Source organism: Streptomyces sp. NPDC040432 (assembly GCF_055595445.1).
In genome coordinates this window covers 517,042-542,232 of the sequence record NZ_JBVIVP010000004.1, presented here as the reverse complement: position 1 = coordinate 542,232, position 25,191 = coordinate 517,042, and the positions used below count along the sequence as shown (strand labels likewise).

Sequence of the window (25,191 nt, the reverse complement as noted above, 5' to 3'; positions counted from 1 at the left end):
AGTCCCTACAGAAAGATGTAGTCACAACAGCCTTGAGCGCGACATGATCGGGGCTATCGGCCCCGACCCCGGGAGGACTTCCGTGGCCCATTCCATCGACGCGGCTTTCACCGCGCTGCCCCTGCGGGCGCTCGCCGACGCGGCGCTCGCACGGGCCCGCGCGCTGGGCGCCGACCACGCCGACTTCCGGCTGGAGCGGATCCGCAGCGCCTCGTGGCGACTGCGCGACGCCAAGCCGTCCGGCGGCTCCGACACCACCGACCTCGGCTACGCGGTGCGGGTCGTCCACGGGGGCAGCTGGGGCTTCGCCTCCGGTGTCGACCTGACCATGGACGGCGCCGCCAAGGTCGCCTCGCAGGCCGTGGCCATGGCCAAGCTGTCCGCCCAGGTGATCAAGGCCGCGGGCTCCGACGAGCGGGTCGAGCTCGCCGCCGAGCCGGTGCACGCCGACCGGACCTGGATCTCCGCGTACGACGTGAACCCGTTCGAGGTGCCGGACGCCGAGAAGGCGGCCCTGCTCGCCGACTGGAGCGCACGCCTGCTGGCCGCCGACGGGGTCGCGCACGTCGACGCCTCACTGCTGGCCGTCCACGAGAACAAGTTCTACGCCGACTCCGCCGGCACCTCCACCACCCAGCAGCGCGTACGGATCCACCCGCAGCTCACGGCCGTCGCCGTGAACGGCGTGACCGGCGAGTTCGACTCCATGCGCACCATCGCCCCGCCCGCCGGTCGCGGCTGGGAGTACCTCACCGGCACCGGCTGGGACTGGAACGCCGAGCTGGAGGAGATCCCCGGCCTGCTCGCCGAGAAGATGCGGGCACCGAGCGTCGAGGCGGGACGCTACGACCTCGTCGTGCACCCGTCCAACCTGTGGCTCACCATCCACGAGTCCATCGGCCACGCCACCGAGCTGGACCGGGCACTGGGCTACGAGGCGGCGTACGCGGGCACGTCCTTCGCCACCTTCGACCAGCTGGGCAAGCTCAAGTACGGCTCCTCGATCATGAACGTGACCGGTGACCGCACGGCCGAGCACGGCCTGGCCACGATCGGCTGGGACGACGAGGGCGTCGAGGCGCAGAGCTGGGACCTGGTCAAGGACGGCACCCTGGCCGGCTACCAGACCGACCGGCGGATCGCGAAGCTGACCGGGCTGGGACGCTCCAACGGCTGCGCCTACGCCGACTCCCCCGGCCACGTGCCCGTCCAGCGGATGGCGAACGTCTCGCTCCAGCCGGATCCGGGCGGGCTGTCCACCGAGGACCTCATCGGTGGGGTGGAGCGCGGGATCTACGTGGTCGGCGACCGCTCCTGGTCGATCGACATGCAGCGCTACAACTTCCAGTTCACCGGACAGCGGTTCTTCCGGATCGAGAACGGCCGGCTGGCCGGGCAGCTGCGCGACGTCGCGTACCAGGCCACGACCACCGAGTTCTGGGGCTCGATGGAGAAGGTCGGCGGACCGCAGACCTACGTCCTGGGCGGCGCCTTCAACTGCGGCAAGGCCCAGCCCGGCCAGGTCGCGGCGGTCTCGCACGGCTGCCCGTCCGCCCTGTTCCGCGACGTGAACATCCTCAACACCACGCAGGAGGCCGGACGCTGATGTCGACCCGAACCAAGCCGCACGAGATCGTCGAGCGGGCCCTGGAGCTGTCCACGGCCGACGGTTGCGTCGTCATCGCCGACGAGGAGTCGAGCGCCAACCTGCGCTGGGCCGGCAACGCGCTCACCACGAACGGCGTCACCCGCGGCCGGACACTGACGGTCATCGCGACCGTCGACGGCAAGGAGGGGACGGCCTCGGGGGTCGTGTCGCGCTCCGCCGTCACCACCGCCGACCTGGAGCCGCTCGTACGGGCCGCCGAGGCGGCCGCGCGCGGGGCCGGTCCGGCCGAGGACGCCCAGCCCCTGGTCACCGGCACGCCCGCCTCCCCGGACTTCACCGACGCCCCGGCGGAGACCTCCTCGGCGGTGTTCGCGGACTTCGCGCCGGCCCTCGGCGAGGCCTTCGCCCGGGCCCGCGCGGGCGGCCGGGAACTGTACGGCTTCGCCAACCACGAGCTGGTCTCCACGTACGTCGGCACCTCCACGGGCCTACGGCTGCGCCACGACCAGCCGAACGGGACCCTGGAGATCAACGCCAAGTCCCCGGACCGGCTGCGCTCGGCCTGGGCGGGCCGCTCCACCCGGGACTTCAAGGACGTCGACCCCACGGTCCTGGACGCGGAGCTCGCGGTGCGCCTGGGCTGGGCGGAGCGGAGGATCGAGCTGCCCGCCGGGCGGTACGAGACCCTGCTGCCGCCGACGGCCGTGGCCGACCTGCTGATCTACCAGATGTGGTCGGCGGCCGCCCGGGACGCGGTGGAGGGCCGGACGGTCTTCTCCAAGCCCGGTGGCGGCACCCGCGTCGGCGAGCGGCTCTCGCCGCTGCCGCTGACCCTGCGCAGCGACCCGAACGCGCCGGGCCTGGAGTCCGCGCCGTTCGTGATCGCGCACAGCTCCGGCGACGACGCGTCCGTCTTCGACAACGGCCTGCCGGTCCCGCCGACGGAGTGGATCCGCGACGGCGAGCTGAGGCGGCTGACGACGACCCGGCACAGCGCCGCCCTGACCGGCCTGGACCTCTCCCCCGGCTTCGGGAACCTGATCCTGGACGGCGGCGGGGAGAGGTCCCTGGAGGAGATGGTGGCCGGCACCTCGCGCGGGCTGCTGCTGACCTGCCTCTGGTACATCCGCGAGGTCGACCCGGCCACGCTGCTGCTCACGGGCCTCACCCGGGACGGCGTCTACCTGGTGGAGGACGGGCAGGTCGTGGGCGAGGTGAACAACTTCCGGTTCAACGAGTCCCCCGTCGACCTGCTGTCGCGGGCGACGGAGGCCGGCCGGACCGAGAAGACCCTCCCGCGCGAGTGGGGCGACTGGTTCACCCGGGCCGCGATGCCCGCGCTGCGCATCCCGGACTTCAACATGAGCTCGGTCAGCAAGGGCGTCTGACCCACCTAGACTGACCATGGCAATTTCAGACATCGAAGGAGTCGAGAGACCGTGACGGACATCGTCGACGAACTGAAGTGGCGTGGGCTCTTCGCCCAGTCCACCGACGAAGAAGCGCTGCGCAAGGCGTTCGCGGACGGTCCGGTCACGTTCTATTGCGGCTACGACCCGACGGCGGCCTCGCTGCACGTGGGTCACCTGGTGCAGGTCCTGACCATGCGCCGGCTCCAGCTGGCGGGCAACCGCCCGCTGGCGCTGGTCGGCGGGGCCACCGGTCAGATCGGCGACCCGCGCCCGACGGCCGAGCGCACGCTGAACGACCCGGCGGTCATCGCCGAGTGGGTGAACCGGCTGCGCTCGCAGATCGAGCCGTTCCTGTCCTTCGAGGGCGAGAACGCGGCGGTCCTGGTGAACAACCTGGACTGGACGGCGGGCATGTCCGCCATCGAGTTCCTGCGGGACATCGGCAAGCACTTCCGCGTCAACAAGATGCTGACGAAGGACTCGGTCGCCAAGCGGCTGGAGTCGGACCAGGGCATCAGCTACACCGAGTTCAGCTACCAGCTGCTCCAGGGCATGGACTTCCTGGAGCTGTACCGGCGCCACGGCTGCGTGCTCCAGCAGGGCGGCTCCGACCAGTGGGGCAACCTGACGGCCGGCCTCGACCTGATCCACCGGGTCGAGCCGGGCGCGCAGGTGCACGCCATGGCGACGCCGCTGATGGTCAAGGCCGACGGCACGAAGTTCGGCAAGACCGAGGGCGGGGCCGTCTGGCTGGACCCGGGGATGACCACCCCGTACGCGTTCTACCAGTTCTGGCTGAACGTGGACGACCGGGACATCTCCACCTACATGCGGATCCTGTCCTTCCAGTCCCGTGAGGAACTGGAGGCGCTGGAGGCGCAGACCGCCGAGCGGCCGCAGGCGCGCGCCGCGCAGCGGGCCCTGGCGGAGGAGCTGACCACGCTGGTGCACGGTGCGGACCAGTGCGCCGCCGTGATCGCGGCGTCGAAGGCCCTGTTCGGTCAGGGCGAGCTGGCGGAGCTGGACGAGGCCACGCTGGCCGCGGCCCTGTCCGAGCTGCCGCACGTGAAGGTGGCCGAGCCGGGCCAGGTCGTGGACCTGCTCGCGGAGACCGGCCTGGTCGCCAGCAAGTCGGCGGCGCGGCGGACCGTGAAGGAGGGCGGCGCCTACGTGAACAACGTGAAGGTCACCGCCGAGGACGCGGTCACCGCCCCGGAGGACCTGCTGCACGGGCGTTGGCTGGTGCTGCGGCGCGGCAAGAAGAACCTGGCCGCCGTCGAGGTCACCGGCTGACGCGGCCGCACGTGACGGAGGGGCCGGTACGGACAGTGCGTCCGTACCGGCCCCTCCGTCGTCCCGCCCCGGATGCGCGGGGCGGTTCAGGCGGTGCGTCTGTTGCCCTTCAACGCCATGTACGCCATGTCGCCGAGGCCGACGATCAGGACCGCTCCGACCAGTTGCAGCAGGTGCCTGATCCAGTCGATGCCCTTGGTGTCGGCGACACCGATCCAGGTGGCGACGGCGTTGCCGAGGACGCTGCCGATGATGCCGAAGATCACGGTCAGCCAGAGGGGCTGGTGCTGCTTGCCGGGCAGGATCGCCCGGGCAATCAGGCCCAGTACCAAACCGACGATGATCGCCCACAACCAATGCATGTCCGCCTCCTCCGGCGCGGTGTGCGCATGTCGGTCCAGTCTCGATCCGCACGGCGAACGGCGCATTTCGGACAGAGCCGTTCGGGGGACACCCCCTCACCACGCCGACGCGCGGGCCGCGTACGGTGGAAGGGTTCCGGACCGGGGTGCGTCCGGCAGGTGGATCGGGTGGTGCAACATGGGGCGGACCAAGCGGAACGAGGCCGAGGTCTTCCGGATCACCGGGGCCCGGATGGGCCTCGCCGAGGACGTGCGGGGGCGACAGCGCCGGTACGTCATCTCGATGACGATCAGGACGCTCTCCGTCATCGCGACGGTGGTCCTGTGGAACGTGGAGCGCCATGTGGCGATCGTGACGCTGGTCGCGGGGGCCCTGTTGCCGTACGTCGCGGTGGTCATCGCCAACGCGGGGCGCGAGTCGACGCCCTCCCTGCCCTCGCACTTCGTACCGGCACCTGTGCGCCCCGCACTGGAGGCCGAGAACCTCAATAAAAGCTCAGATCAATCCTGAAGTTCCGGTGCACCCGACCGGGTCCTGCGTGACATACTGCCTACGCGCTCCGCATCCCCCGTCGGAGCGACGGACCGACGCCGGGCAGCTCCCCCCGTGGCTGCCCGGCGTCGCCCATCCGAAGCCGTCCCGCGTGCGTGTTTGTAGGGTTGAGGCCGTGAACTCCCCTGATGTGAACGCACCCGAGCCCGCCCCCACCTGCTCCGCCAAGGGCTGCCGCGACGCGGCCGTCTGGGTCCTCGCGTGGAACAACCCGACCTTGCACACCCCGCAGCGGCGCAAGACCTGGCTGGCGTGCGAGGAACACCGGGAGCACCTCTCGCAGTTCCTCGGGGTCCGGGGCTTCCTCAAGGACGTCGTGAAGCTCGACGAGTGGGTGCAGCCGGAGGGCTCGGAACGCGCCTGAGCCCCGGCGGGGCCGGGGCTCGTGGCGGCGGGCGAGGAGGGCCGGACGCCGGTCCGGCCCCGATCAGCCGCCGATCGCGGACATCGGGCGGTCGGGCTGGAGGAACGAGGGGTCGTCGAGGCCGGAGCCGGCCTTCTTGCCCCACATCGCCACCTTCCACAGGCGGGCGATCTCCTCGTCCGGGGCGCCGGAGCGGAGCGCCGCCCGCAGGTCGGACTCCTCGGTGGCGAACAGGCACGTACGGACCTGGCCGTCGGCGGTGAGCCGGGTGCGGTCGCAGGCGCCGCAGAACGGACGGGTGACGGAGGCGATGACGCCGACCGTGGCCGGGCCGCCGTCGACCACCCAACGCTCGGCGGGGGCGGAACCGCGCTCCTCGGCACCCTCCTCGGTGAGGGTGAAGCGGGTGCGCAGGGACTGGAGGATGTCCCCGGCGGTGATCATGCCGTCACGCTTCCAGCCGTGCTGGGCGTCGAGGGGCATCTGCTCGATGAAGCGGAGCTCGTACTCGTTCTCCACGGCCCAGGCGAGCAGCTCGGGGGCCTCGTCGGCGTTGAGTCCGGGCATCAGGACCGCGTTGACCTTGACGGGGGTCAGACCGGCGTCACGGGCGGCCGCCATGCCGTCGATGACGTCCTTGTGGCGGTCCCGGCGGGTCAGGGTCTTGAAGACGTCGGGGCGCAGCGTGTCCAGCGAAACGTTCACCCGGTCCAGACCGGCCGCCTTGAGGGCCTGGGCGGTGCGCTTGAGGCCGATGCCGTTGGTGGTGAGCGACATCCTGGGGCGGGGCTCCAGGGCGGCGCACTGCTCGACGATCCCGACCAGGCCGGGACGGAGCAGCGGTTCGCCGCCGGTGAAGCGGACCTCGGTGATGCCGAGCTGCGTGACGGCGATGCGAATCAGCCGGACGATCTCCTCGTCGCTCAGCAGGTCCGACTTGCCGAGCCACTGCAGGCCCTCCTCGGGCATGCAGTAGGTGCAGCGCAGGTTGCACCGGTCGGTGAGTGAGACGCGCAGGTCAGTGGCCACGCGGCCGTACGTGTCGAGAAGCACTGTGGGCCCCCTCTCCTGTCCGGTTCTGCGGAGGTCGACACCGTCGCGGGTACGCGGTGGCGCTGTGTTCGAGCCTACGCGACGGGTATGGCCCGTAGGGGTGCCCGATTGAACGAGACGAGACGTGGCCGAGTCGTACGGAAGTACGACTCGGCCACGCTGTGTGTTCGGTGGATCTCAGTGAGCCCCTGTTCCGGTGAGGGAGCGCACCTCCAGCTCGGCGAACTTGCGGGGATCGGCCTCTTCCTTGGTGAGGACGGTTCCCAGCCATCCGAGGAGGAAGCCGAGGGGGATGGAGATGATGCCGGGGTTCTCCAGCGGGAACCAGTAGAAGTCGGCGTCCTTGAACATCGAGGTGGGCTTGCCGGACACCACCGGGGAGAAGAGGACGAGGCCGACCGCCGAGATCAGGCCGCCGTAGATCGACCAGAGGGCGCCCTGGGTGGTGAAGCGCTTCCAGAAGAGGCTGTAGAGGATCGTCGGCAGGTTGGCGGAGGCGGCGACCGCGAAGGCGAGGGCGACGAGGCCGGCCACGTTCATGTCACGGGCCAGGGCTCCGAGGCCGATCGCGACGGCGCCGATGACCACGGTCGACCAGCGGGCCGCGCGGACCTCCTCCTTCTCGGTCGCCTTGCCCTTGCGGATGACGTTCACGTACAGGTCGTGCGCGAAGGACGACGAGGACGCGAGGGTGAGGCCGGCGACCACCGCGAGGATGGTCGCGAAGGCGACCGCGGAGATCACCGCGAGGAGGATCGCGCCGCCGGTGGATCCCGCGCCGCCGCCGATCTCCTGGGCGAGCAGCGGGGCCGCGGTGTTGCCCGCCTTGTTCGAGGCCAGGATGTCGGCGCGGTTGAGCAGGGCCGCGGCGCCGAAGCCGAGGGCGATGGTCATCAGGTAGAACGCGCCGATGATGCCGATGGCCCAGTTCACGGACTTGCGGGCGGCCTTGGCGGTGGGGACCGTGTAGAAGCGGATCAGGATGTGCGGCAGGCCCGCGGTGCCGAGGACCAGGGCGAGGCCCAGCGAGATGAAGTCCAGCTTGGTGATGGAGTCCTTGCCGTACTTGAGGCCGGGCTCCAGGAACTTGGTGCCCTGGCCGCTGTTCTCGGCGGCCTGGCCCAGCAGGCTGGAGATGTTGAAGTTGAACTCCAGCAGCACCAGGAAGGTGATGAGCAGGGCGCCCGCGATCAGCAGCACCGCCTTGATCATCTGGACCCAGGTGGTGCCCTTCATCCCGCCGATGGTCACGTACAGGATCATCAGGAGGCCGACCAGCGCGACGACGGCCACCTTGCCGCCGTCACTGGTGATACCGAGGAGCAGAGAGACCAGTACGCCGGCGCCGGCCATCTGGGCGAGCAGGTAGAAGATCGAGACCACGATGGTGGAGGTGCCGGCCGCGGTCCGTACGGGCCGCTGGCGCATCCGGTACGCGAGGACGTCGCCCATCGTGTAGCGGCCGGAGTTGCGCAGCGGTTCGGCGACGAGCAGCAGGGCCACCAGCCAGGCGACGAGGAAGCCGATGGAGTAGAGGAAGCCGTCGTAGCCGAAGAGGGCGATGGCTCCGGCGATGCCGAGGAAGGACGCGGCGGACATGTAGTCGCCGGAGATGGCCAGGCCGTTCTGGAAGCCGGTGAACTGTCGGCCGCCCGCGTAGAAGTCGGCGGCGTCCTTGGTCTGGCGCCCGGCCCAGATCGTGATGATCAGGGTGGCGACGACGAACAGGCCGAACAGGGTGATGATCAGCGGACGGTGCTCGGTCGCGCCGGCCGCGAGGGTCAGCTGTGGGATCGCGCTCATTCTCCGGCCTCCATCCGGGCCTTGATGGCCTGGGCCTTGGGGTCGAGCTTGGCGGCGGCGTGCCGCGAGTACAGCCAGGCGATCAGGAACGTCGTGGCGAACTGGGCGAGGCCGAGGACGAGGGCGACGTTGATGTTCCCGAAGAGCTTGGTCCCCATGAAGCCGCCCGCGTAGCTGGACAGCAGCACGTAGAGCAGGTACCAGGCGATGAAGGCAACGGTGAGCGGGAACGCGAAGGAGCGGTACGAGCTGCGCAGCTCGGCGAACTCGGGGCTCTGCTGGACGCGGGTGAAGTCCTCGGCCGTGGGAGTCGGCGGGGTCGGTCCCGCGCTGCCGTGGGGCGGCGCTGCTTCGGTGGTCACGGGGGGCTCTCCTTGTGACGCGGGTGCGGTGGGGACGACGGACAAAACAACCTCCGTGTGGGGGGACGGTGGTGCCGATCCCCCCTGTCAACGGCACGGCCGGCGCGTCGGGACGGTTCAACACCTTTGATTTCTTTGGAAACTGATTCCTCGAACTGATGGCGGAGAGGGGAACACCGGCACTAGGTTCGCGTGTCATGAACCCGTCCTGCGCAAACCGCGTGCGGACGGCTTTTTCACGGATGATGTGGAGAACCCATGGCGCATCTGGGGTCGCGTACCGCCCGGAAGAGCAACCGTCTCGCCGTACCGGTCGGACTGGCGCTCACCGCCTCACTCGCCTTCCTGCCCACGGTCGCGGCCTCCGCCGCCCCGCTCGGCAACACGGCGGCCACGGCCACGACGGCGAAGCCCGCCGCCGACGGCCCGAAGCTCTCCTACGTGGCGAACCTGACCGCGTACGGGACGGCCAAGCAGGCGAAGAAGGCCATCGAGCGGGCCGGCGGAACGGTGGTGACGGCCTATGAGCAGATCGGGGTCGTCGTCGCACACTCCCAGAACCCCGACTTCGCCAAGCAGCTGCGGTCCCAGCGCAGCCTCTTCGTGTCGGTGGGTGCCACTCGGACGGCCCCCCTCTCCGCGGTGCAGACCACCGAGGAGGGCGCGACGCAGAAGCTGAGCGCGGCCGACGCCGCCAAGGCGGCGGCGCAGGCGGCGCCGGGGCAGGAGCCGCTGGAGCCCAACCAGTGGGACCTGCGGACGATCAAGGCCGACCAGGCTCACAAGATCAACGATGGCAGCCCGAACGTCACCGTGGGCGTCATCGACACGGGTGTGGACGACACCCACCCCGATCTCGCCCCGAACTTCTCCAAGAGCCAGTCCGCCAACTGTGTCGGCGGCGTCGCGGACACCTCCGAGGGCGCCTGGCGTCCGTACCCGGACGGCAGCGACCACGGCACGCACGTGGCGGGCACCATCGCGGCCCCGCGCAACGGCGTGGGCGTCAGTGGTGTCGCGCCGGGCGTGAAGGTCGCCGGCATCAAGGTGAGCGAGCCCGCGACCAGCCTCTTCTACACCGAGGCGGTCGTCTGCGGCTTCATGTTCGCCGCCGAGAAGGGGATAGAGGTGACCAACAACAGCTACTACGTCGACCCGTGGAACTACACCTGCAAGAACGACGATGACCAGAAGGCGCTGGTGGAGGCCCTCGCCCGGGCGACGAAGTACGCGGAGCGCAAGGGCGTGCTCAGCGTGGCCTCGGCCGGCAACTCCGACCACGACCTGGCCGGCGACTCGATCGTCGACGACACCAGCCCGAACGACACCACCCCGGTACCGCGGACCATCGACCCGAAGGTCTGCCTGGACCTGCCCACCCAGCTGCCGGGCGTGGTCACCGTCTCGGCCACGGGTGACCAGGGGCTGCGCTCCTACTACTCCAGCTACGGCCTCGGCGTCGTGGACGTCGCCGCTCCCGGCGGCGACAAGTGGCAGGTGCCGGCCACCCCGGACGCCAACGGCCGGGTCCTGTCGACCGTCCCGGGCGGCGGCTACGGCTACAAGCAGGGCACCTCGATGGCCGCCCCGCACGTCGCGGGCGTCGCGGCGCTGCTCAAGAGCGCCCACCCGTGGGCCTCGCCCTCGCAGCTCCAGGCGATGCTGAAGGGCCAGGCGACGAAGGTCGCGTGCCCGACGAAGATCTACGACGGCACCGGCAACCTGATCGACGCCACCACCTGCAAGGCCAAGTGGGGCCAGACCGGCTACTACGGCGCCGGCGTGGTCGACGCGCTCAAGGCCGTCAAGTAACGGCGCGGCGGGCCGGTCCCGGGGTGTCCCGGGGCCGGCCCGCCGTCCTGTCGGGGCCCGGGCGTCAGGGCGTGATCAGGACCTTCAGCGCGCTGCGGTCGTCCATCGCGCGGTAGCCGTCCGGGACCTCGTCCAGGGACACGGCACGGTCGAAGACGGGCGCCGGGTCGATCGCGCCGCTCAGCACGTCCACCAGCAGCTCCGGGATGTACGCGCGCACCGGTGCGACGCCGCCGCGCAGGCTGATGTTGCGGTCGAACATCACGCCGAGGTCCAGGCCGGTACCACTGCCGTGCGGGACGCCGACGTAGCCGATGGCCCCGCCGTCGCGGGTGATGTTGACGGCCGTGCGCATGGACTGTTCGGTGCCGACGGCCTCGATCACGGAGTGCGCGCCCTGGCCGCCGGTGAGCTCTCGGACGGCCGCCACGGCCTCGTCGCCGCGCGCGGCGACCACGTCGGTGGCGCCGAAGAGCTTGGCGATGTCCGTACGGACCGTGTGCCGACCCAGGGCGATGATCCGCTCGGCGCCGAGCCGCTTGGCGGCCAGGACGCCGCACAGGCCGACCGCGCCGTCGCCGACGACGGCGACCGTGGAGCCCGCGCGGACGCCCGCGCCCAGGGCGGCGTGGTGGCCGGTGCCCATGACGTCGGAGAGCGCGAGCAGGCCCGTCAGCAGGTGGTCGTCGGAGACGGCCTCGGCGGGCAGCTTCACCAGGGTGCCGTCGGCGTGCGGGACCCGGACGGCCTCGCCCTGGCCGCCGTCGTGACCGACCGCGCCCCAGAAACCGCCGTGGACGCACGAGGTGTACAGGCCCTCGGAGCAGTAGTCGCAGGTGCCGTCCGACCACATGAAGGGGGCCACGACGAGGTCCCCGGCGCGCAGCCCGGAGACGGCGGAACCCGTCTCCTCGACGACGCCGAGGAACTCGTGCCCGATGCGCTGACCGGGCTGCCGCGCGGCTTCGCCTCGGTAGGCCCACAGGTCGCTGCCGCAGATGCAGGCGCGCAGGACGCGGACGACGGCGTCCTCGGGACGCCGGATCGCGGCGTCGGGCACCTCCTCCACGCGGATGTCGTGCGGGGCGTGGATGACGGTGGCGCGCATGGTGGTGCAGTCCTCCGGGGTGCGGTCCTGTATGACCGTCCTACCGTACGCCCGTCCCCGGATCGGGGCGGCCCGGGGACCGGCCGAGGGCCCCGCGGGCCAGCAGGTACTGGGCCGCCAGGTAGGTCGCCATGATCCAGAAGTCGGGCCGGGGCAGCTGGGGCCACTCCGCGACGCCGGTGGCGATGAGGGTGTCGGAGAGCAGGAACAGCGCTCCGCCCGCCCCCGCGACCCGGCCGAGGGCGCTCGCCCGGTAGGCCATGGCGGTGAGCAGCAGGCTGTAGCCGGCGACGGGGATCCGCAGGTCGGCCGGGAGGTCGCCCCACAGCAGGGCGACGGTCCCGATGAGGGCGGCGGCGTACGCGGCGCCGAGGAGGGGGCCGGTGCGACCCCTCCCGAACAGGACGAGGTAGCAGACGTGCCCTGCGGCGAAGGAGCCCATGCCGAGCAGGAAGGCGATCTCGGCGTCGAAGAGCAGCGCGAGGTCCCCGCCCCAGCCGAACAGCAGGGCGGCGACCAGCAGTCGGGGGGCGCGGCGGGTGATCACGTGGGCCACGAGCAGCGGCATCAGCAGCGGCTTGAACAGGACGTGGCCGAGGTGCCAGTCGGCGAGGAGGGACACGAGGTCGGCGGCGGTCGCGACGGCGAAGGCGGCCAGCAGGATCCGTCCGGCGCGACCGGCTCCCGTCACGGGTCCCGGCCGGGTGGCCCAGGAGGGAGTACGGGCCTCGGTGGCGCTCACGCGGCGCGCTCCGGCTCCGGAGCGGCGGTGGCCCGCGGGGCGGTGGGTGTCGCGGGGGCGGCGGGGGCCTCGGACGCGGCGGGTGCCTGCGCCGCGGCGGCCCCGCCGGCGGCCGGTTCCGGGCGGGCGGGCTGCCAGCCGGGGCCGGCGAAGACGCGTCCGGCGCGTTCGCGCCAGGTGTCGGCGGCCCGGACGTCGCGGGCGATGGCGGCGTACTCGTGGGTGGCCACCCGCAGCGGGTTGTGGGTGCCGATGTTCTTGGTGAGGCCGTAGACGGGGCGCTCCGTCTCCCCCACCCAGGAGCCGAACATCCGGTCCCAGATGATCAGGATGCCGCCGAAGTTGCGGTCCAGGTAGCCGCCCTGGGAGGCGTGGTGGACGCGGTGGTGGGACGGGGTGTTGAAGACGTACTCGTAGGCGCGGGGCAGCTTCCCGATGCGCTCGGTGTGCACCCAGAACTGGTAGAGGAGGTTGAGTCCGTAGCAGAACGGGATCGCCGCCGGGTGCACGCCGAGGGCGACCATCGGGAGGTAGAACCACCAGGTGGTGGCGCTGGTCCAGGGCTGGCGCAGGGCGGTGGTGAGGTTGAACCGGCGGCTGCTGTGGTGGACGACGTGGCAGGCCCACAGGATGCGGATGACGTGGTGGAGCCGGTGCTGCCAGTAGTAGAGGAAGTCCTGGACGAACAGCATCAGCAGCGCCGTCCACCACAGGAACGGCACCCTCAGCGGGGTGAGTTCGTAGACCGCCGTGAAGACCGCGACGACCGGGATCTTCCACAGCAGGTCGAAGCCGATGCTGCCCAGCCCCATCGTGACGCTGGTGACGGAATCCTTGGTGTCGTACCCGTTCGCGTCGTCGTCGGGATGCAGGCGATAGCTCACCACCTCGATGACGGTGAGCAGCACGAAGGCAGGTATGGACCACAGCACGACATCGGGCAGGTTCGGCATGCCCGCACCATAGAGGCGCCTTCGGGGGCGCCGCCAGGGGTTGTTACCGATTGGTATCCGACAGTGTTACCGCAGGTACCCGAAGTGCCCTCCGACACCCCGACCGGTCCCCGCCGGGGCGGCTCCTCCGCTGCCGCGGAGCCGCCCCGGCGGGGCCAGCTCACCAGACGCGGACCGAGGCGCCGCGGGCGAAGGCGGGGCTGGTGGCGCCTGCGGGGATCTCGCCGAGGGGCTCGGCGATCTCCCGGACCAGGGGGCCGTGCTTGGCCGCCAGGGCGTCCAGGAGGGGGAGGTCGAAGCCGTAGACGCGGGCGGCGTTGCCGCCCACCATGGCGGCGACCTCCTCCCGGGGCAGGCCCGCGTAGGCGATGCGCAGGCCCTCGCGGGAGAACGGCGTGGTGCCCTCGTCGTGGGGGAAGTCGCTGCCCCACATGATCTTGTCGAGGCCGATCCGGTCCCGCAGCGGGACCTCGTGGGGGCGCATGAAGCTCGCCCCGACGAAGCAGTTGTCGCGCCAGACCTCGCTCGGGCCCCGGCCCATGGAATCGGCCAGTCCGGCGCCGAACTTGGCCTCGGCGGTGGACGAGGCCGCGACCAGGCGGCCGTGGTAGTAGTCCAACATCTCCAGCACGCCCGGGATCCAGCCGGAGCCCTGTTCGGTCAGGACCAGTTTCAGCCCCGGGTGGCGCCGGAAGGCACCGCCGAAGATCAGGTGCCACAGGGCGCGGTGCGAGAACCAGGTGGTCTCGACCATGAACACGGCGCGGGCCGCCGGTTCGTCGCCCAGCGGCGGTGAGGCCGATCCGCCGTGGTGGTTGACCGGGACGTCCAGTTCGGCGCAGACGGCCCAGAGCGGGTCGTACGCCGAGGAGTACAGCTCGGGGACGGGCGACCCGGGCGGGACGCCCGGCAGGAGGATGCCGCCGGTCAGGCCGGCCGTCCGGGTGCGGCGGATCTCCGCGACCGCCGCGTCCACGTCGTTGAGGAGTATCTGGACGACGCCTGCCCGCCGGCCCGGCGCGTCGGCGCAGAAGTCGGCCAGCCAGCGGTTGTGGGCCTGGAGGCCCGCCCAGCGCAGCTCGTACTCGTCGCGGGTGGGTGGTTGGGCCATCAGGGAGGCCTTGGGGAAGAACGGCGGGATCGTGTTCGGGAACAGGACCTCGGCGACGATCCCGTCCGCTTCGAGTTCCGCCAGGCGGCGGGCCGAGTTCCAGTTCAGGTCGGCGGTGTCGGCGAGGAGGTCCTCGTACGGGTTGACGTACGTGGCCGCCCAGGCGTCGAAGGCCTCGTGGTGGCGTTTGGCCAGGTACGGCCGGTAGTCCAACAGGTCGGCACCCGCGTGGCAGTCGGCCGATATGACGGTGTAGCGGTCGTCCGTCACGGCGAGACCCCCAACACCGGGAAGTCGTGCCCGGTCAGCCAGTGCCGACCGGTCTCGCGGGAGCGGGCCCAGGAGGCCGCGACCGCCGCCTGGTCGGGGGACTGGCCGAGCTCGGCCGGGGTGGGGCCGATGCGGCGGGCGATCGGGGCGAGCGCCCCGGTGTCGAAGCCGAACACCTCGGCCGCCGCCGACCCGAGCATGCGGCGGGTCTCGTCGACCGGGATGTCGTGGAAGGTGTTGCGCAGCCAGTTGCGCGTGTCGGGCCAGGTCCCCTCGGGGTGCGGGAAGTCGGAGCCCCAGAGGATGTTGTCCACGCCGATCTCGTACCGCTGGGCCAGTTCGCGGCGCTTGGTGTTGGTCGCGCAGACGAACACCTGACGGTCCAGGTACTCGCTCGGCGGCCGTTTCAACTCCTCGAAGGGGGACAGCTTCTTGCCGCCGTGCGCCCCGAGGTAGAGGCGGTCCATGAACCAGAGCTGGTTGGGCAGCCACCAGCAGCCCGACTCGGCGACGCCGAACCTCAGCCCGGGGTGCCGTTCGAAGACCCCGGACCAGAGCAGGAACCACAGGGGGCGGGCCGGCCACCAGGTGACCTCGGAGACGAAGATCCCCAGGTGGTCGCCGTACTCGTGGCGGGGCGAGGAACCGGAGTGGGTGACGATCGGCATCCGCGTCTCGGCGGCCGCCGCCCACACGGGGTCGTAGCGGCGGTCGTGGTACGGCGCCTTGTCCACCCACATGGCGGGGATCATCAGCGCGCCCAGTCCGGACTCCTTGGCCCGGTGGATCTCGGCGACGACCCGTTCCGGCTCGGCCGTGATGGGGAGCAGGGCGACGCCGCAGTGGCGTTCGGGGTGCTGCGAGACGAACTCGGCCAGCCAGCGGTTGTGCGCCTGCGCGCCGGCCATGCCCAGCTCGGGGTCCTGGTCGCCGGACAGGCCCAGGCCCACCCCGAAGGGGGCGGCGGTCTGGCTGTCGACGGCGTCCGCGTCGGGGAAGACGACCTCGCCGGCCACGCCGTCGCCGTCGAGTTCCTTCAGTCGCTGTCCGGTGTCCCAGCCGCCGCGCAGACCCTCCTCGTGGTCGTGGAACCACTTCTCGGCGAACGCCTCGTTGCGGACGCCGAGCCGGGTGGCCTCCTCGCGGCGGGCGTCGCGCTGACCGAGGAACTCGTCGAACGCGCGGTGGAAGCGGGAGTCGAGGTAAGGGCGGTACCGCTCGGTGGGCAGGCCCGCGTGGCAGTCGGAGGAGATGATCAGGTACGGGTCCTCGAACCCGTCCCCGGACCGCGCTGCGGCCGGGTCGTTCGCATGCGTGTCGGACACGGCGGGCCCCTCAGTCGAGGATGAAGCTTTCCAGGTAGGCGGGGTTGGCGCGGTCGAGCATCGACTGCGACCGGGCGCGGATCTGACGGTCGCTGTGCTCACCGGCCGGGAGCATCCAGAAGCGGTCGGCGCGGATGCCGTCGACGACGTGCTCGGCGACCTCCTCGACCGGGGTGAAGCGCACCTCGTGCCCGGCCTCCTTCATCGCCGCCTCGTACTGGTCGAGGGTGCGGTACGGGGACTTGCGGGGCCGCTCCTTCGCGTAGCGGTCGGGCCGGTTGCGGTGCGACTCCCACAGGCCGGTACGCAGCATGTGCGGTCCGGGAAAGAGGACGGAGGCGCCGACGGCCGCTCCCTCCGCCTTGAGGTGGGCGTACAGGGACTCGGTCATCGTGACCACGGCCGCCTTGGTGACGGCGTAGACGGAAGCGGTGGGGAGCGGGGCGATGCCGCCGTCGCCGGACGAGGTGTTGACGACGTGCCCGGGGAGACCACCCGCGATCATCCGGGGGACGAAGGCCTGGATGCCGTGGAAGACGCCCCAGACGTTGACGGAGAAGGCCCACTTCCAGTCGTTCGGCTCGTGCTCCCACATCCGGCCTTCCGCACCGGAGCCGACGCCCGCGTTGTTGCACAGGACGTGGACGGCGCCGAAGGCCTCGTAGGCGGCGTCGGCGAGGGCGATCACGGAGTCGCGGTCGCTGACGTCGACGAGCCGGGCGAACACCTCGGCCCCGTCGGCGGTGAGTTCCTCGGCTGCCTTGCGCAGGGCTCCCTCCTCGACGTCGGCGAGCACCACCTTCAACCCCTCGGCGGCGAAGCGGCGGGCCATGGCGAGGCCGATGCCGCCGGCCGCCCCGGTGACGACGGCCACCTGTCCGGGTTCGAGCCGCATGTCACACCGTCCCTTCGGGGGGTCCGTCGAGGATCTGCAGGGGGTCGTCGTAGCGTTGGTGGATGTACGGGAGGAGGGCCTGGGCACTGACCCGCTCGACGACCCGCCCCCTCTGGTCGGTGGTCTTCTCACCGATGGTGATCTCCACGAGGCGGCGGACGACGAGGTCGGCCACCGGGTCGAACATGGACTCGCGCAGGACGACGTCCCCGGTGATGTGCTCCAGCTTGCGGACCTTCTCGTTGCGCGTGCAGTGGACGAGGACCGGGTCGGAGTCGAAGCCCGAACCGTCGACAGCGGGAAGGAACTTGAAGTAGAAGTCGGTCTTCTGCGTGGGCTCGGGCAGCGGCAGCGCCCGGTCCACGGCCCCGCGGACCTCCACGAAGGCGATCCCGTGCCGGGCGAGGACGGCCCGCACGACCAGTCCGTCGCGTTCGACGGTGACCTCGCCCAGCTTCTTGGGTTCGCCGAACACCTCACGGCCGCCGATCAGGGCGCGCTCATGGGTCATCGGCATGACCAACGGGTACCAGCCCTCGACCCCGCCGTGTTCGGCGGCGACGGCGACCGAGCCGGCTCCGAGGGGGTAGCCCGGCAGGTCGACCTTGCTGATGTTGGCCCGTACGAGGGGCCGCGCGGCGGGCTTGAGCGGTGGGGGCAGGACCGCCGCGACCACGTCGGGGTCGCTCTCCCAGACGGCGACCACCCCGGTGGACCAGATGTCGGGGAGCTTGGAACTCTTCTCGCGCGACGCCGCGATCTCGGCCTCGGTTCGCGCTCCGTACCGTACGCGTGCCATGTTTCGCACCACCCTTCGGTCGGTTCTGTAACACAGTTACACTGCCGCTCGTGAAGGGTAAAGACCCCTGCACGAACCAGAACTGACGCTCCAACAGATAAGGCCGGTCCGCCGATGACGAGGAACGCGCTGACCCGCGAGGAGGTCCTGTCCGCCGCCGCGTCCCTGGTCATGCGGGACGGCCCGACGGCCCTCACCATGCGCGGGCTCGCCGCCGCCCTGGGCACGGCGGTGACCTCCATCTACTGGCACGTGGGCAACCGGGAGTCACTCCTCGACGCGCTCGTGGAGCGGACCGTGCGCGAGGTGGGCGCGATCACGCCGACCGGGACCACGCCCGCCGCCCGCATCCTGTCGGTGGCCGGGATCCTGCGCCGCGAACTGCGCACCCGTCCGCACCTGGTCGCGATGGTCCACGAACGCGGCCTGACCGACCGGATGTTCCTGCCCGCCCAGCAGGCCCTCGTCCACGAGGTGCACGCCGCCGGACTGCGCGGCGCGCGGGCCGCCGACGCCGTGCGCGTGATCCAGTTCCAGATCGTCGGGTTCCTGCTCGTCGAACGCAACCGTGAGCGCTCCCCCGCCCAGTCACCGGCCGAGGGCGAGTTGTGGGACCCGGCCGCCGCGCCCGACGACCCGGCGCTCGCCCGCGCCCTGGCCCGCCCGGCCGACCCGGAGCGACTGTTCCTGCTGTCGGTGCGGGCGCTGACCGAGGCCCTGCTGAAACCGACCTGAGCCCCCACGGGCGGCCGCGTCCCCGGGTGGCGGTCGGACGGACGGTCACCGACGGGCCGCCGGCCCGAGGCCGCACGACGGGCCGGGGTCACGGCGGGGCCCAGGACACCTCCGGGCCCCGGGTCGTCGCCGGGTCGGGCGGACAATCCGTTTGCCGCCGCGCGCGGGCCCGTGATGGGATCGGCTGTGCGGGGGCGGCTCCGCGGCGTGCATCCTTCTCCTTCCTTTACCGAAAAGATCCCGCGCGCCCACTCTCCGCCCCCGCTTTGTCGTTCGCGGAGGGGAATCAGAGCTGTGTCTGCCATCGAGTCCGTCCTGTTGCGCCGGCTCGGGACCGTCCACGTGGACCGGCCGCCCGCGGCCGGCCGGCCCGGTCGTGAGGGAGTGCGCGCCCTGGAGGGCGAGCTCCTTGAGCGCGGCCACGTGCTGAACCCGGACCTGCACGCGGCGCTGTCCGCGCTCGCGCCCACCGACCTCGCCGAGGAACGCCTGCGGCTGCTCGCGCTGGTGGACGAACTGATGGGCGCCGACCGGGTGCACGAGCCGCTCTTCCGCCGCTTCCCCCTCTCCGTCCCGCGCGACACCGAGCGCCGGTACACCCGTCGTGTCCTCGCCCTGCTGGCCCAGGAGCCGGAACAGCCGTGCGTGCTGTGCGGCGAGGCCGGCACGGTCCACGCCGTCGCCCCGTGCGCCCACCTCGTCTGCCGTGCCTGCTGGGACGGTGCGGACCTCACCGGCTGCCCGGTCTGCCACCGGCGCCTCGACCCCGCCGATCCCTTCCTGCTCCCCGAGCGCACCCACCCCGCCGCAGGCCGGTCCCGCAAGGCCGACGAGCCGCCCGTGGGCCCGCTGCGCCTGCTCCGGTCCTGCGCCGACCCGGCCGCCGAGGCGACTTCCGTCGTGGCGACGCTGATCGCCCGCCGGACCCCGCTCGCGCCCCAGGACCTCGGGGACCTGGCCGTCCTGCTGCCCGCCACCCCGGCCGACCCGCACTGGCTCCCCGAGGACATCCCCGTACGGGAGACCAAGGCGTTCGTGCTGGGCAGGCTGCTGCCCCGCACCGAGGACCGGGCGCCGCTGCTGCGCCGGCTCACCACCGCCACCGACGTCCTGCGGCTGCTGGCCGTGCTCTCCTGCGGCGAAGCCGGCCTGCGCCCCCTCCCCCGTTTCGCGAACGTCGACCGGCGGCTGCGCCGCGAACTCCTGGGCGTGCTCGACGCGTTGCCCACCTCGTACCTGGTCGAGGACGTGCTGCGGCACCCGGCCGGCTGGAAGCGGGCCGGCGAGAGCCTGCATCCCTTCGAGAAGCCCGCCCGGCACCCACGGGCCGCGCTCGCCTTCGCCGTGCTGCGCTCCACCACCGTGTCCCCCCACACCCCCTTCGGCGCCGCCCTGCTGGGGACGGCCGCCGCACACCCGGACGCGGTCCGGGTCGACGGTGACCGCATCCGCCCCGCCACCTGGGCGGGTCGGCTGGAGCAGGCCCTCGCCGAGGGCGGCGCGGCGACCGCGACGACGCTCGCCGGGCAGCGCCCCGGTGAACTGCTGCGCCGCCTCGACCACCTGCTGCGCCTCCACCCCGGCGGGGAACCGCTGCCCGAGCTGGAGGAGGCCCTCGACCACGGGCTGCCCGCCGTCGGCGCCGGCCCCCTGCTGTCGGCGCTCGGCGCCCTGCGGGTGCGCGCCGACGACCGCACCGGTACCCGGCGGGTGTTCTTCCCGGCCGGGCGGGTGGCCTCCGCCCTGTCGGTGGTCGAGGAACGCCCGCCGCTGCCCGGCCCGCTCGTCGCGGCGGTCGTGTCCCGGCTGGAGGGTGAGGTGCTGCGCAGGTTCGCCGCGGCCGACGCCGACCCGTACGACCTGGCCGTCCTCGACTCGGCCCTGTCGGACCTGATGGTGCCCTTCGCCGAGCGGACGGCGGCCCGGGCCCTGGTCGCGGTGCCGCGGGGCAGTACGCAGGTCCTGCCGGAGGGCGAGGTGCTGCGGCTGTTCCTGCACTGGACGGAGCCCACGGGCGAACGCACCGACCTGGACCTGTCCGTGGCCTTCTTCGACGCCGACTGGAAGTACACCGGCCTGTGCGACTACACGAGGCTCCGGCACGGGGACGGGGCGGCCGTGCACTCGGGCGACCTGACCTCGGCGCCCGCCCCGGACGGCGCCACCGAGTACGTCGACCTGGACCTGGCCGCCCTCGCCGGGCGGGGTGACGTCTTCGCCGTGCCGATGGTGTTCAGCTTCAACAACGTGCCCTTCGACGCGCTGCCGGACGCCTTCGCCGGGTTCATGACCCTCCCGGCGGATCGCCCGCGCGATTCCTCCTACGATCCGCGCACCGTACGTCAGCGCTTCGACCTGACCGGCGACTCGCGGGTCTGCATGCCGATGGTGGTGGACCTGACCGCCCGCCGCGCACTGTGGACGGACGTCCACCTGCCGGCGTCCGGCGTCTTCCAGAGCGTCTCCTCCCACGGGGACCGGCTCGGCGAGGTGGCCCGCGACGTCAGCGAGCACTTCGCCTCCGGCTCCCGTACGACCCTGTGGGACCTGGCGGTGTGGCGGGCCGCGGCCCGGACCCGCGAGGTGGCCGTCGTACGTCGGGCACCGCTGCCCGGCCTCATCGACGAGGTGTGGCTGTACCGGGCGCGCCCCGCCGAGGAACCGGCCGCTTTCGCCGCGCGGATCTCCGTCCTGGAGGCCCCGGAGGCCCGCATGCCCCGTTCGGACTCCGACGGGCTCGCCGCCGAAATGGCCGCGGGCCGAAGGGTGTTCCTGGCGACGGTCCACGGGGGCGTGGCTCCGGTCGGCGCCTCCGGCACCTCGTACCGGTTGTTCCCGGGGGCGGCCGAAGTGCCGGGTTCCTTCGACCTGGTGGCCGCCGGCGACCTCGTGGCGGAGTTGGGCTGAAGGGCATCGGGCCACGGCTGTCGGTCGGGCCCGATATCCTCTGTGACCATGCTCGCCGACCGTACGACCGCAGAGACGACCTGGCCGACCGCGTACCCACAGGGGTACGCGGTCGTCGACGTGGAGACCACCGGGCTCGCTCGCGACGACCGGATAGTGTCCGCGGCCGTCTACCGGCTCGACGCGCAGGGCAACGTGGAGGACCACTGGTACTCCCTGGTCAACCCGCGCCGGGATCCTGGACCGGTGTGGATCCACGGCCTGACGAGCGCCATGCTCCAGGACGCGCCGCTCTTCGAGGACATCGCCGAGGAGTTCGCCGGCCGGCTCGACGGCAGGGTGCTCGTCGCGCACAACGCCATCTTCGACTGGCAGATGATCGCCCGGGAGTACGCGCGGGCCGCGGCGACCGCGCCGGTCCGTCAGCGGCTGTGCACCATCGCGCTGTCGAAGGAGCTGAACCTGCCGCTGCCCAACCACAAGCTGGAGTCCTTGGCCGCGCACTTCGGAGTGGTGCAGCAGCGCGCCCACCACGCGCTGGACGACGCCCGCGTGCTCGCCGAGGCCTTCCGCCCCTCCCTGCACGCGGCCGCGCGGGACGGCGTACGACTGCCGCTGCTGGAGTGCCGTCCGCTGACGGAGTGGTCGGACTCCCCCGCCGCCCCCCGGGTCGGCCACCAGGCCTCGTACGGCGGGGGCAGTTGGCGCGCCTCGCGCAAGCGGCCACCGTGCCCGCACCCGAACCCGGGGCGGTTCGAGGACGGCAAGCCGCTGAAGCAGGGCATGCGCATCGCCTTCTCCGGCGACACCTCGGTGGACCGGGAGCTGCTGGAGGACCGGGCGGTGGAGGCGGGTCTGCACATCGCGACGAGCGTGTCGCGGCTCACCAGCATGCTCGTGACGAACGACCCCGACTCGGCGACCTCGAAGACGGTCAAGGCCCGGTCGTTCGGCACTCCCGTCGTGGACGAGGCCGCCTTCACCCAGCTCCTGCGGGACGTCGCCCCCGCCGACTGAGAGCACGGCCGGGTCCCCGCGCCGGCCGTCCGGGGGCTGCTACGCCAGCCGGGTAGAAGTTCCCCGACGACACGAGTACGTCCGCCCGCCCGGACGGTCCGAGCCTCCACGATGCCGCCATGGCACGTTGCGAAGTATGCGGAAATGACTACGACCTGGCGTTCTACGTGGAGACCCAGGACGGCGCGCGGCACGTCTTCGACTCGTTCTCCTGCGCGATCCACCGGATGGCACCCATCTGCGAGCACTGCCGGGTGCAGATCATCGGCCAGGGCGTCGAGGCGGACGGGCACTGGTACTGCGGAGCGCACTGCGCCCGCGCCGAGGGCAAGGCGGGGATCATCGACAGGGTGGGCAGCGCCGCCGGCGCCATGGGGTGACCGCCGGCGCCGCCCGGCGGCGAGCACGTCCGTCCCGCCCGTCCCCGTCCTCCTCACGACCCCGGAAGGCCACCCGGCCGCCGGGGTCGTCGCCGCTGGGGGTACCGTCGTGGACGTGTACCGCTTTGTACTGACCCGGCAGTGGGTGTGCCTCACCCTCGTCGCCCTCGCCCTCATCCCCGCGATGATCAAGCTGGGCTTCTGGCAGTTCCACCGCCATGAGCACCGGGTCGCCCAGAACGAGCTGATCGCGCGGAACCTGTACGGGAAGCCCGTGCCGATGACCGGGCTCACCTCTCCGGGCCACACCGTGCCGCGGTCCGACTTCTGGCGTGCCGTCACCGCCACCGGTACCTACGACCCCGCCCACGAGGTGGTGGTGCGGATGCGGACCTCGAACGACGACAAGGTCGGCTTCCACGTCGTGACCCCGCTGGTGCTGGCCGACGGCCGGGCCGTGCTGGTCAACCGGGGCTGGGTGGCGGGCGGCGGCGACGCCCGGGCCTACCCGCCCGTGCCGGCCGCGCCCTCGGGGGAGGTGACGGTCACCGGCAGGCTGAAGGCCGACGAGACGAGCGGCGGCAGCGGCATCAAGGACCGCAAGGGGCTGCCCGACCGCCAGGTGATGCTGATCAACAGTGAGCAGCAGGCCGCGTCCCTGGGCCGGCCCGTCCTCGGCGGCTACCTGGAGCTCACCGCCCCGGCGCCCGCGGACGGGAGCCCGGAGCCGGTGGGCGAGCCCGACCACGACTCGATCGGCGCGCACATGGCGTACGCCGTCCAGTGGTGGCTGTTCGCGGCGGCCGTGCCGGTCGGCTGGATGGTCCTGGTCCGTCGGGAGCGGCGGGACCGGGAGCAGGCGCGGGCCGCCGCCGCGACGCGGGCCGTGTCCCCGGAGCCCGCTTCGGCGTAGCGTGGTCCGCATGGATCTTGGACTGAAGGACCGTGTCTACATCGTCACCGGAGCCACCCGCGGCCTCGGCTTCGCCTCCGCGAGAGAACTGACCGCCGACGGGGCGAAGGTCGTGGTGACCGGCCGCGACGCGAAGCGGGTGGCCGACGCCGCCGCCGCGCTCGGCCCCGACGCGGTGGGTGTCGGGGCGGACAACGCCGACCCGGCGGTGGCCGCGAAGCTGGTGGCCACCGCGAAGGAACGCTTCGGCCGGTTGGACGGCGTCCTCATCAGCGTGGGCGGCCCGGCCCCGGGCCTCTCGGCGGACAACACGGACGAGCAGTGGGCGGCGGCCTTCGAGTCGGTGTTCCTGGGCGCGGTGCGGCTGGCCCGGGCCGCGGCGGCCGAGCTGGGCGAGGGCGGGGTCATCGGCTTCGTGCTGTCGGGCTCGGTGCACGAGCCGATCCCCGGCCTGACCATCTCCAACGGCCTGCGGCCGGGCCTGGCCGGCTTCGCCAAGTCCCTGTCGGTGGACCTGGGTCCGCGCGGGATCCGGGTCGTCGGTCTGCTGCCGGCTCGGATCGACACGGACCGGGTGCGCGAGCTCGACGCCCTGTCGGGCGACGCGGAGGCCGCTCGGGCGGCCAACGAGTCCCGCATCCCGCTGGGGCGGTACGGCACCCCGGAGGAGTTCGGCCGCACCGCCGCGTTCCTGCTGTCCCCCGCCGCGTCCTACCTGACCGGCGTGATGGTCCCGGTCGACGGCGGCTCCCGGCACGGTTTCTGACCCGACCCCGACCCAACCCGCACCGCCCGGACGCCGACCGGGGCGGCCGGCCCGCCCCGGGGCGCGGCCGGCCCCGCCGGCCGGTCAGGTCACGCGTTGCGCGTGGTGCGAGGACACCCGCAGGCGGGCCTCCGCGGGGAGTTCGGGCAGCCCGGCCGACACCCGGGCGTGGGTGAGGACCGGCCCCCGCAGCGCGGCCAGCGCGTCGGCCGGCACGGCGTACGGCTCCAGTTCCAGCGCGATCCGCAGGCCCGGGGCGTCCCGCCGGCCGCGCAGGGCGACCCGGCAGCGCGCGACCCCGTCCAAGGCCTCCGCCTCGGCGGCCACCGCGGATTCCAGCGCGCGCCCCCGCAGCAGGGCGAAGCCGCCGTCCCCGGTGTCCACTTCCAGCGCCGCGAGGCGGGGGCGCCGCAGTTGCGCCAGCAGCCACCACAGGGCCAGCAGCACGCACAGCCCCAGGACGGCGACCACCGCCCACCACCGCCAGTCGTCGGCGTGCCAGTACCGGTGCCTGCCGCGCTCCGTGAGCAACGGGGCGTACCGGCCGCCGAGCGGTCTCGACGCCGTGAGCAGCATGACCCCGGCCGCCAGCAGCACGAGTCCGATCGACGCCAGCAGCGTCCGGTTCACCTTCCCGAGCACCGCGC

At 72.3% G+C, this 25,191-nt stretch carries 24 protein-coding genes; 12 read left to right on the top strand and 12 right to left on the bottom strand.

All coding sequences use genetic code 11. The features are described 5' to 3' along the window. The first annotated feature begins 82 nt into the window (after positions 1–82). The 3 genes from ACZ58N_RS12735 to tyrS are packed head-to-tail and all read left to right on the top strand — an operon-like array spanning position 83 to position 4,314. Positions 83–1,606, top strand: coding sequence for a TldD/PmbA family protein (locus ACZ58N_RS12735; protein ID WP_471158228.1), 1,524 nt, complete (start codon positions 83–85; stop codon positions 1,604–1,606). Continuing rightward, the gene (locus ACZ58N_RS12730) at positions 1,606–2,997 is read left to right on the top strand and encodes a metallopeptidase TldD-related protein (protein WP_471158226.1); all 1,392 of its coding nucleotides are present in this window, start codon (positions 1,606–1,608) and stop codon (positions 2,995–2,997) included. The genes ACZ58N_RS12735 and ACZ58N_RS12730 overlap by 1 nt, the downstream gene beginning before the upstream one ends. A 51-nt stretch (positions 2,998–3,048) precedes the next feature. Beyond that, positions 3,049–4,314, top strand: a complete 1,266-nt coding sequence (tyrS, locus tag ACZ58N_RS12725) for a tyrosine--tRNA ligase (protein ID WP_471158224.1) — start codon at positions 3,049–3,051, stop codon at positions 4,312–4,314. A gap of 86 nt (positions 4,315–4,400) precedes the next feature. On the opposite strand, the gene ACZ58N_RS12720 is transcribed toward tyrS, so the two are convergent. Next, positions 4,401–4,676: a GlsB/YeaQ/YmgE family stress response membrane protein gene (locus ACZ58N_RS12720; protein ID WP_471158222.1), complete on the bottom strand. Its 276-nt coding sequence runs from the start codon at positions 4,674–4,676 to the stop codon at positions 4,401–4,403. Positions 4,677–4,854: 178 nt separating this feature from the next. On the opposite strand from ACZ58N_RS12720, the gene ACZ58N_RS12715 reads away from it, so the two are divergent. Then, a complete protein-coding gene (locus ACZ58N_RS12715; RefSeq protein ID WP_471158220.1) occupies positions 4,855–5,187 on the top strand; it encodes a DUF3099 domain-containing protein in 333 nt (110 codons plus the stop codon). A 157-nt stretch (positions 5,188–5,344) separates the two neighbouring features. After that, complete coding sequence (locus ACZ58N_RS12710; protein ID WP_471158218.1) at positions 5,345–5,593, top strand: hypothetical protein; 249 nt, start codon at positions 5,345–5,347, stop codon at positions 5,591–5,593. 63 nt (positions 5,594–5,656) lie between these two features. Here ACZ58N_RS12710 and moaA read toward each other — a convergent pair whose 3' ends face one another. From moaA to ACZ58N_RS12695, 3 genes are all read right to left on the bottom strand, one after another. Continuing rightward, positions 5,657–6,646 (bottom strand): GTP 3',8-cyclase MoaA, encoded by a 990-nt coding sequence (gene moaA / locus ACZ58N_RS12705; RefSeq protein ID WP_471158216.1) that lies wholly within the window; start codon positions 6,644–6,646, stop codon positions 5,657–5,659. Positions 6,647–6,823: 177 nt separating this feature from the next. Further along, the gene (locus ACZ58N_RS12700) at positions 6,824–8,449 is read right to left on the bottom strand and encodes a solute symporter family protein (protein WP_389702999.1); all 1,626 of its coding nucleotides are present in this window, start codon (positions 8,447–8,449) and stop codon (positions 6,824–6,826) included. Continuing rightward, positions 8,446–8,811, bottom strand: a complete 366-nt coding sequence (locus tag ACZ58N_RS12695) for a DUF485 domain-containing protein (protein ID WP_471158214.1) — start codon at positions 8,809–8,811, stop codon at positions 8,446–8,448. Before ACZ58N_RS12695 ends, ACZ58N_RS12700 begins: the two co-directional genes overlap by 4 nt. Positions 8,812–9,069: 258 nt before the next feature. Between ACZ58N_RS12695 and ACZ58N_RS12690 the strand changes: the two genes are divergently transcribed. Next, positions 9,070–10,623 (top strand): S8 family peptidase, encoded by a 1,554-nt coding sequence (locus ACZ58N_RS12690; protein ID WP_471158212.1) that lies wholly within the window; start codon positions 9,070–9,072, stop codon positions 10,621–10,623. Between the two features lie 64 nt (positions 10,624–10,687). Here ACZ58N_RS12690 and ACZ58N_RS12685 read toward each other — a convergent pair whose 3' ends face one another. The 7 genes from ACZ58N_RS12685 to ACZ58N_RS12655 all read right to left on the bottom strand — a co-directional run bounded on the left by ACZ58N_RS12685 (position 10,688) and on the right by ACZ58N_RS12655 (position 17,826). Continuing rightward, positions 10,688–11,731, bottom strand: coding sequence for a zinc-dependent alcohol dehydrogenase family protein (locus ACZ58N_RS12685; protein ID WP_471158210.1), 1,044 nt, complete (start codon positions 11,729–11,731; stop codon positions 10,688–10,690). Between the two features lie 40 nt (positions 11,732–11,771). Next, positions 11,772–12,473 (bottom strand): lysoplasmalogenase, encoded by a 702-nt coding sequence (locus tag ACZ58N_RS12680; protein WP_471158208.1) that lies wholly within the window; start codon positions 12,471–12,473, stop codon positions 11,772–11,774. Then, the gene (locus tag ACZ58N_RS12675; protein ID WP_471158206.1) at positions 12,470–13,426 is read right to left on the bottom strand and encodes a sterol desaturase family protein; all 957 of its coding nucleotides are present in this window, start codon (positions 13,424–13,426) and stop codon (positions 12,470–12,472) included. Before ACZ58N_RS12675 ends, ACZ58N_RS12680 begins: the two co-directional genes overlap by 4 nt. Before the next feature lie 160 nt (positions 13,427–13,586). Further along, positions 13,587–14,807, bottom strand: a complete 1,221-nt coding sequence (locus tag ACZ58N_RS12670; protein WP_471158204.1) for an amidohydrolase family protein — start codon at positions 14,805–14,807, stop codon at positions 13,587–13,589. Then, positions 14,804–16,132 (bottom strand): amidohydrolase family protein, encoded by a 1,329-nt coding sequence (locus ACZ58N_RS12665; RefSeq protein ID WP_471158202.1) that lies wholly within the window; start codon positions 16,130–16,132, stop codon positions 14,804–14,806. Before ACZ58N_RS12665 ends, ACZ58N_RS12670 begins: the two co-directional genes overlap by 4 nt. A gap of 10 nt (positions 16,133–16,142) precedes the next feature. Beyond that, positions 16,143–17,027: an SDR family NAD(P)-dependent oxidoreductase gene (locus tag ACZ58N_RS12660; protein WP_471158200.1), complete on the bottom strand. Its 885-nt coding sequence runs from the start codon at positions 17,025–17,027 to the stop codon at positions 16,143–16,145. A 1-nt stretch (position 17,028) separates the two neighbouring features. Next, positions 17,029–17,826, bottom strand: coding sequence for an acetoacetate decarboxylase family protein (locus tag ACZ58N_RS12655; protein ID WP_471158198.1), 798 nt, complete (start codon positions 17,824–17,826; stop codon positions 17,029–17,031). Between the two features lie 114 nt (positions 17,827–17,940). Between ACZ58N_RS12655 and ACZ58N_RS12650 the strand changes: the two genes are divergently transcribed. The 6 genes from ACZ58N_RS12650 (at position 17,941) to ACZ58N_RS12625 (ending at position 24,544) form a co-directional block, all read left to right on the top strand. Beyond that, on the top strand, positions 17,941–18,561 hold the full coding sequence (locus ACZ58N_RS12650; RefSeq protein WP_471158196.1) for a TetR/AcrR family transcriptional regulator: 621 nt from the start codon (positions 17,941–17,943) through the stop codon (positions 18,559–18,561). 294 nt (positions 18,562–18,855) lie between these two features. Further along, a complete protein-coding gene (locus ACZ58N_RS12645; protein WP_471158194.1) occupies positions 18,856–21,468 on the top strand; it encodes an MXAN_6230/SCO0854 family RING domain-containing protein in 2,613 nt (870 codons plus the stop codon). 48 nt (positions 21,469–21,516) lie between these two features. After that, complete coding sequence (locus ACZ58N_RS12640; protein ID WP_471158192.1) at positions 21,517–22,485, top strand: DEDDh family exonuclease; 969 nt, start codon at positions 21,517–21,519, stop codon at positions 22,483–22,485. A gap of 119 nt (positions 22,486–22,604) precedes the next feature. Then, positions 22,605–22,865, top strand: a complete 261-nt coding sequence (locus tag ACZ58N_RS12635; protein ID WP_281210320.1) for a hypothetical protein — start codon at positions 22,605–22,607, stop codon at positions 22,863–22,865. Between the two features lie 115 nt (positions 22,866–22,980). Next, entirely contained in the window at positions 22,981–23,778 is a 798-nt protein-coding gene (locus ACZ58N_RS12630) for an SURF1 family cytochrome oxidase biogenesis protein (RefSeq protein WP_471158189.1), read from the top strand. 10 nt (positions 23,779–23,788) lie between these two features. After that, complete coding sequence (locus tag ACZ58N_RS12625; RefSeq protein WP_471158187.1) at positions 23,789–24,544, top strand: SDR family oxidoreductase; 756 nt, start codon at positions 23,789–23,791, stop codon at positions 24,542–24,544. An 84-nt stretch (positions 24,545–24,628) separates the two neighbouring features. Here ACZ58N_RS12625 and amaP read toward each other — a convergent pair whose 3' ends face one another. Further along, positions 24,629–25,186, bottom strand: coding sequence for an alkaline shock response membrane anchor protein AmaP (gene amaP, locus ACZ58N_RS12620; RefSeq protein WP_471158185.1), 558 nt, complete (start codon positions 25,184–25,186; stop codon positions 24,629–24,631). Positions 25,187–25,191: the final 5 nt, after the last annotated feature.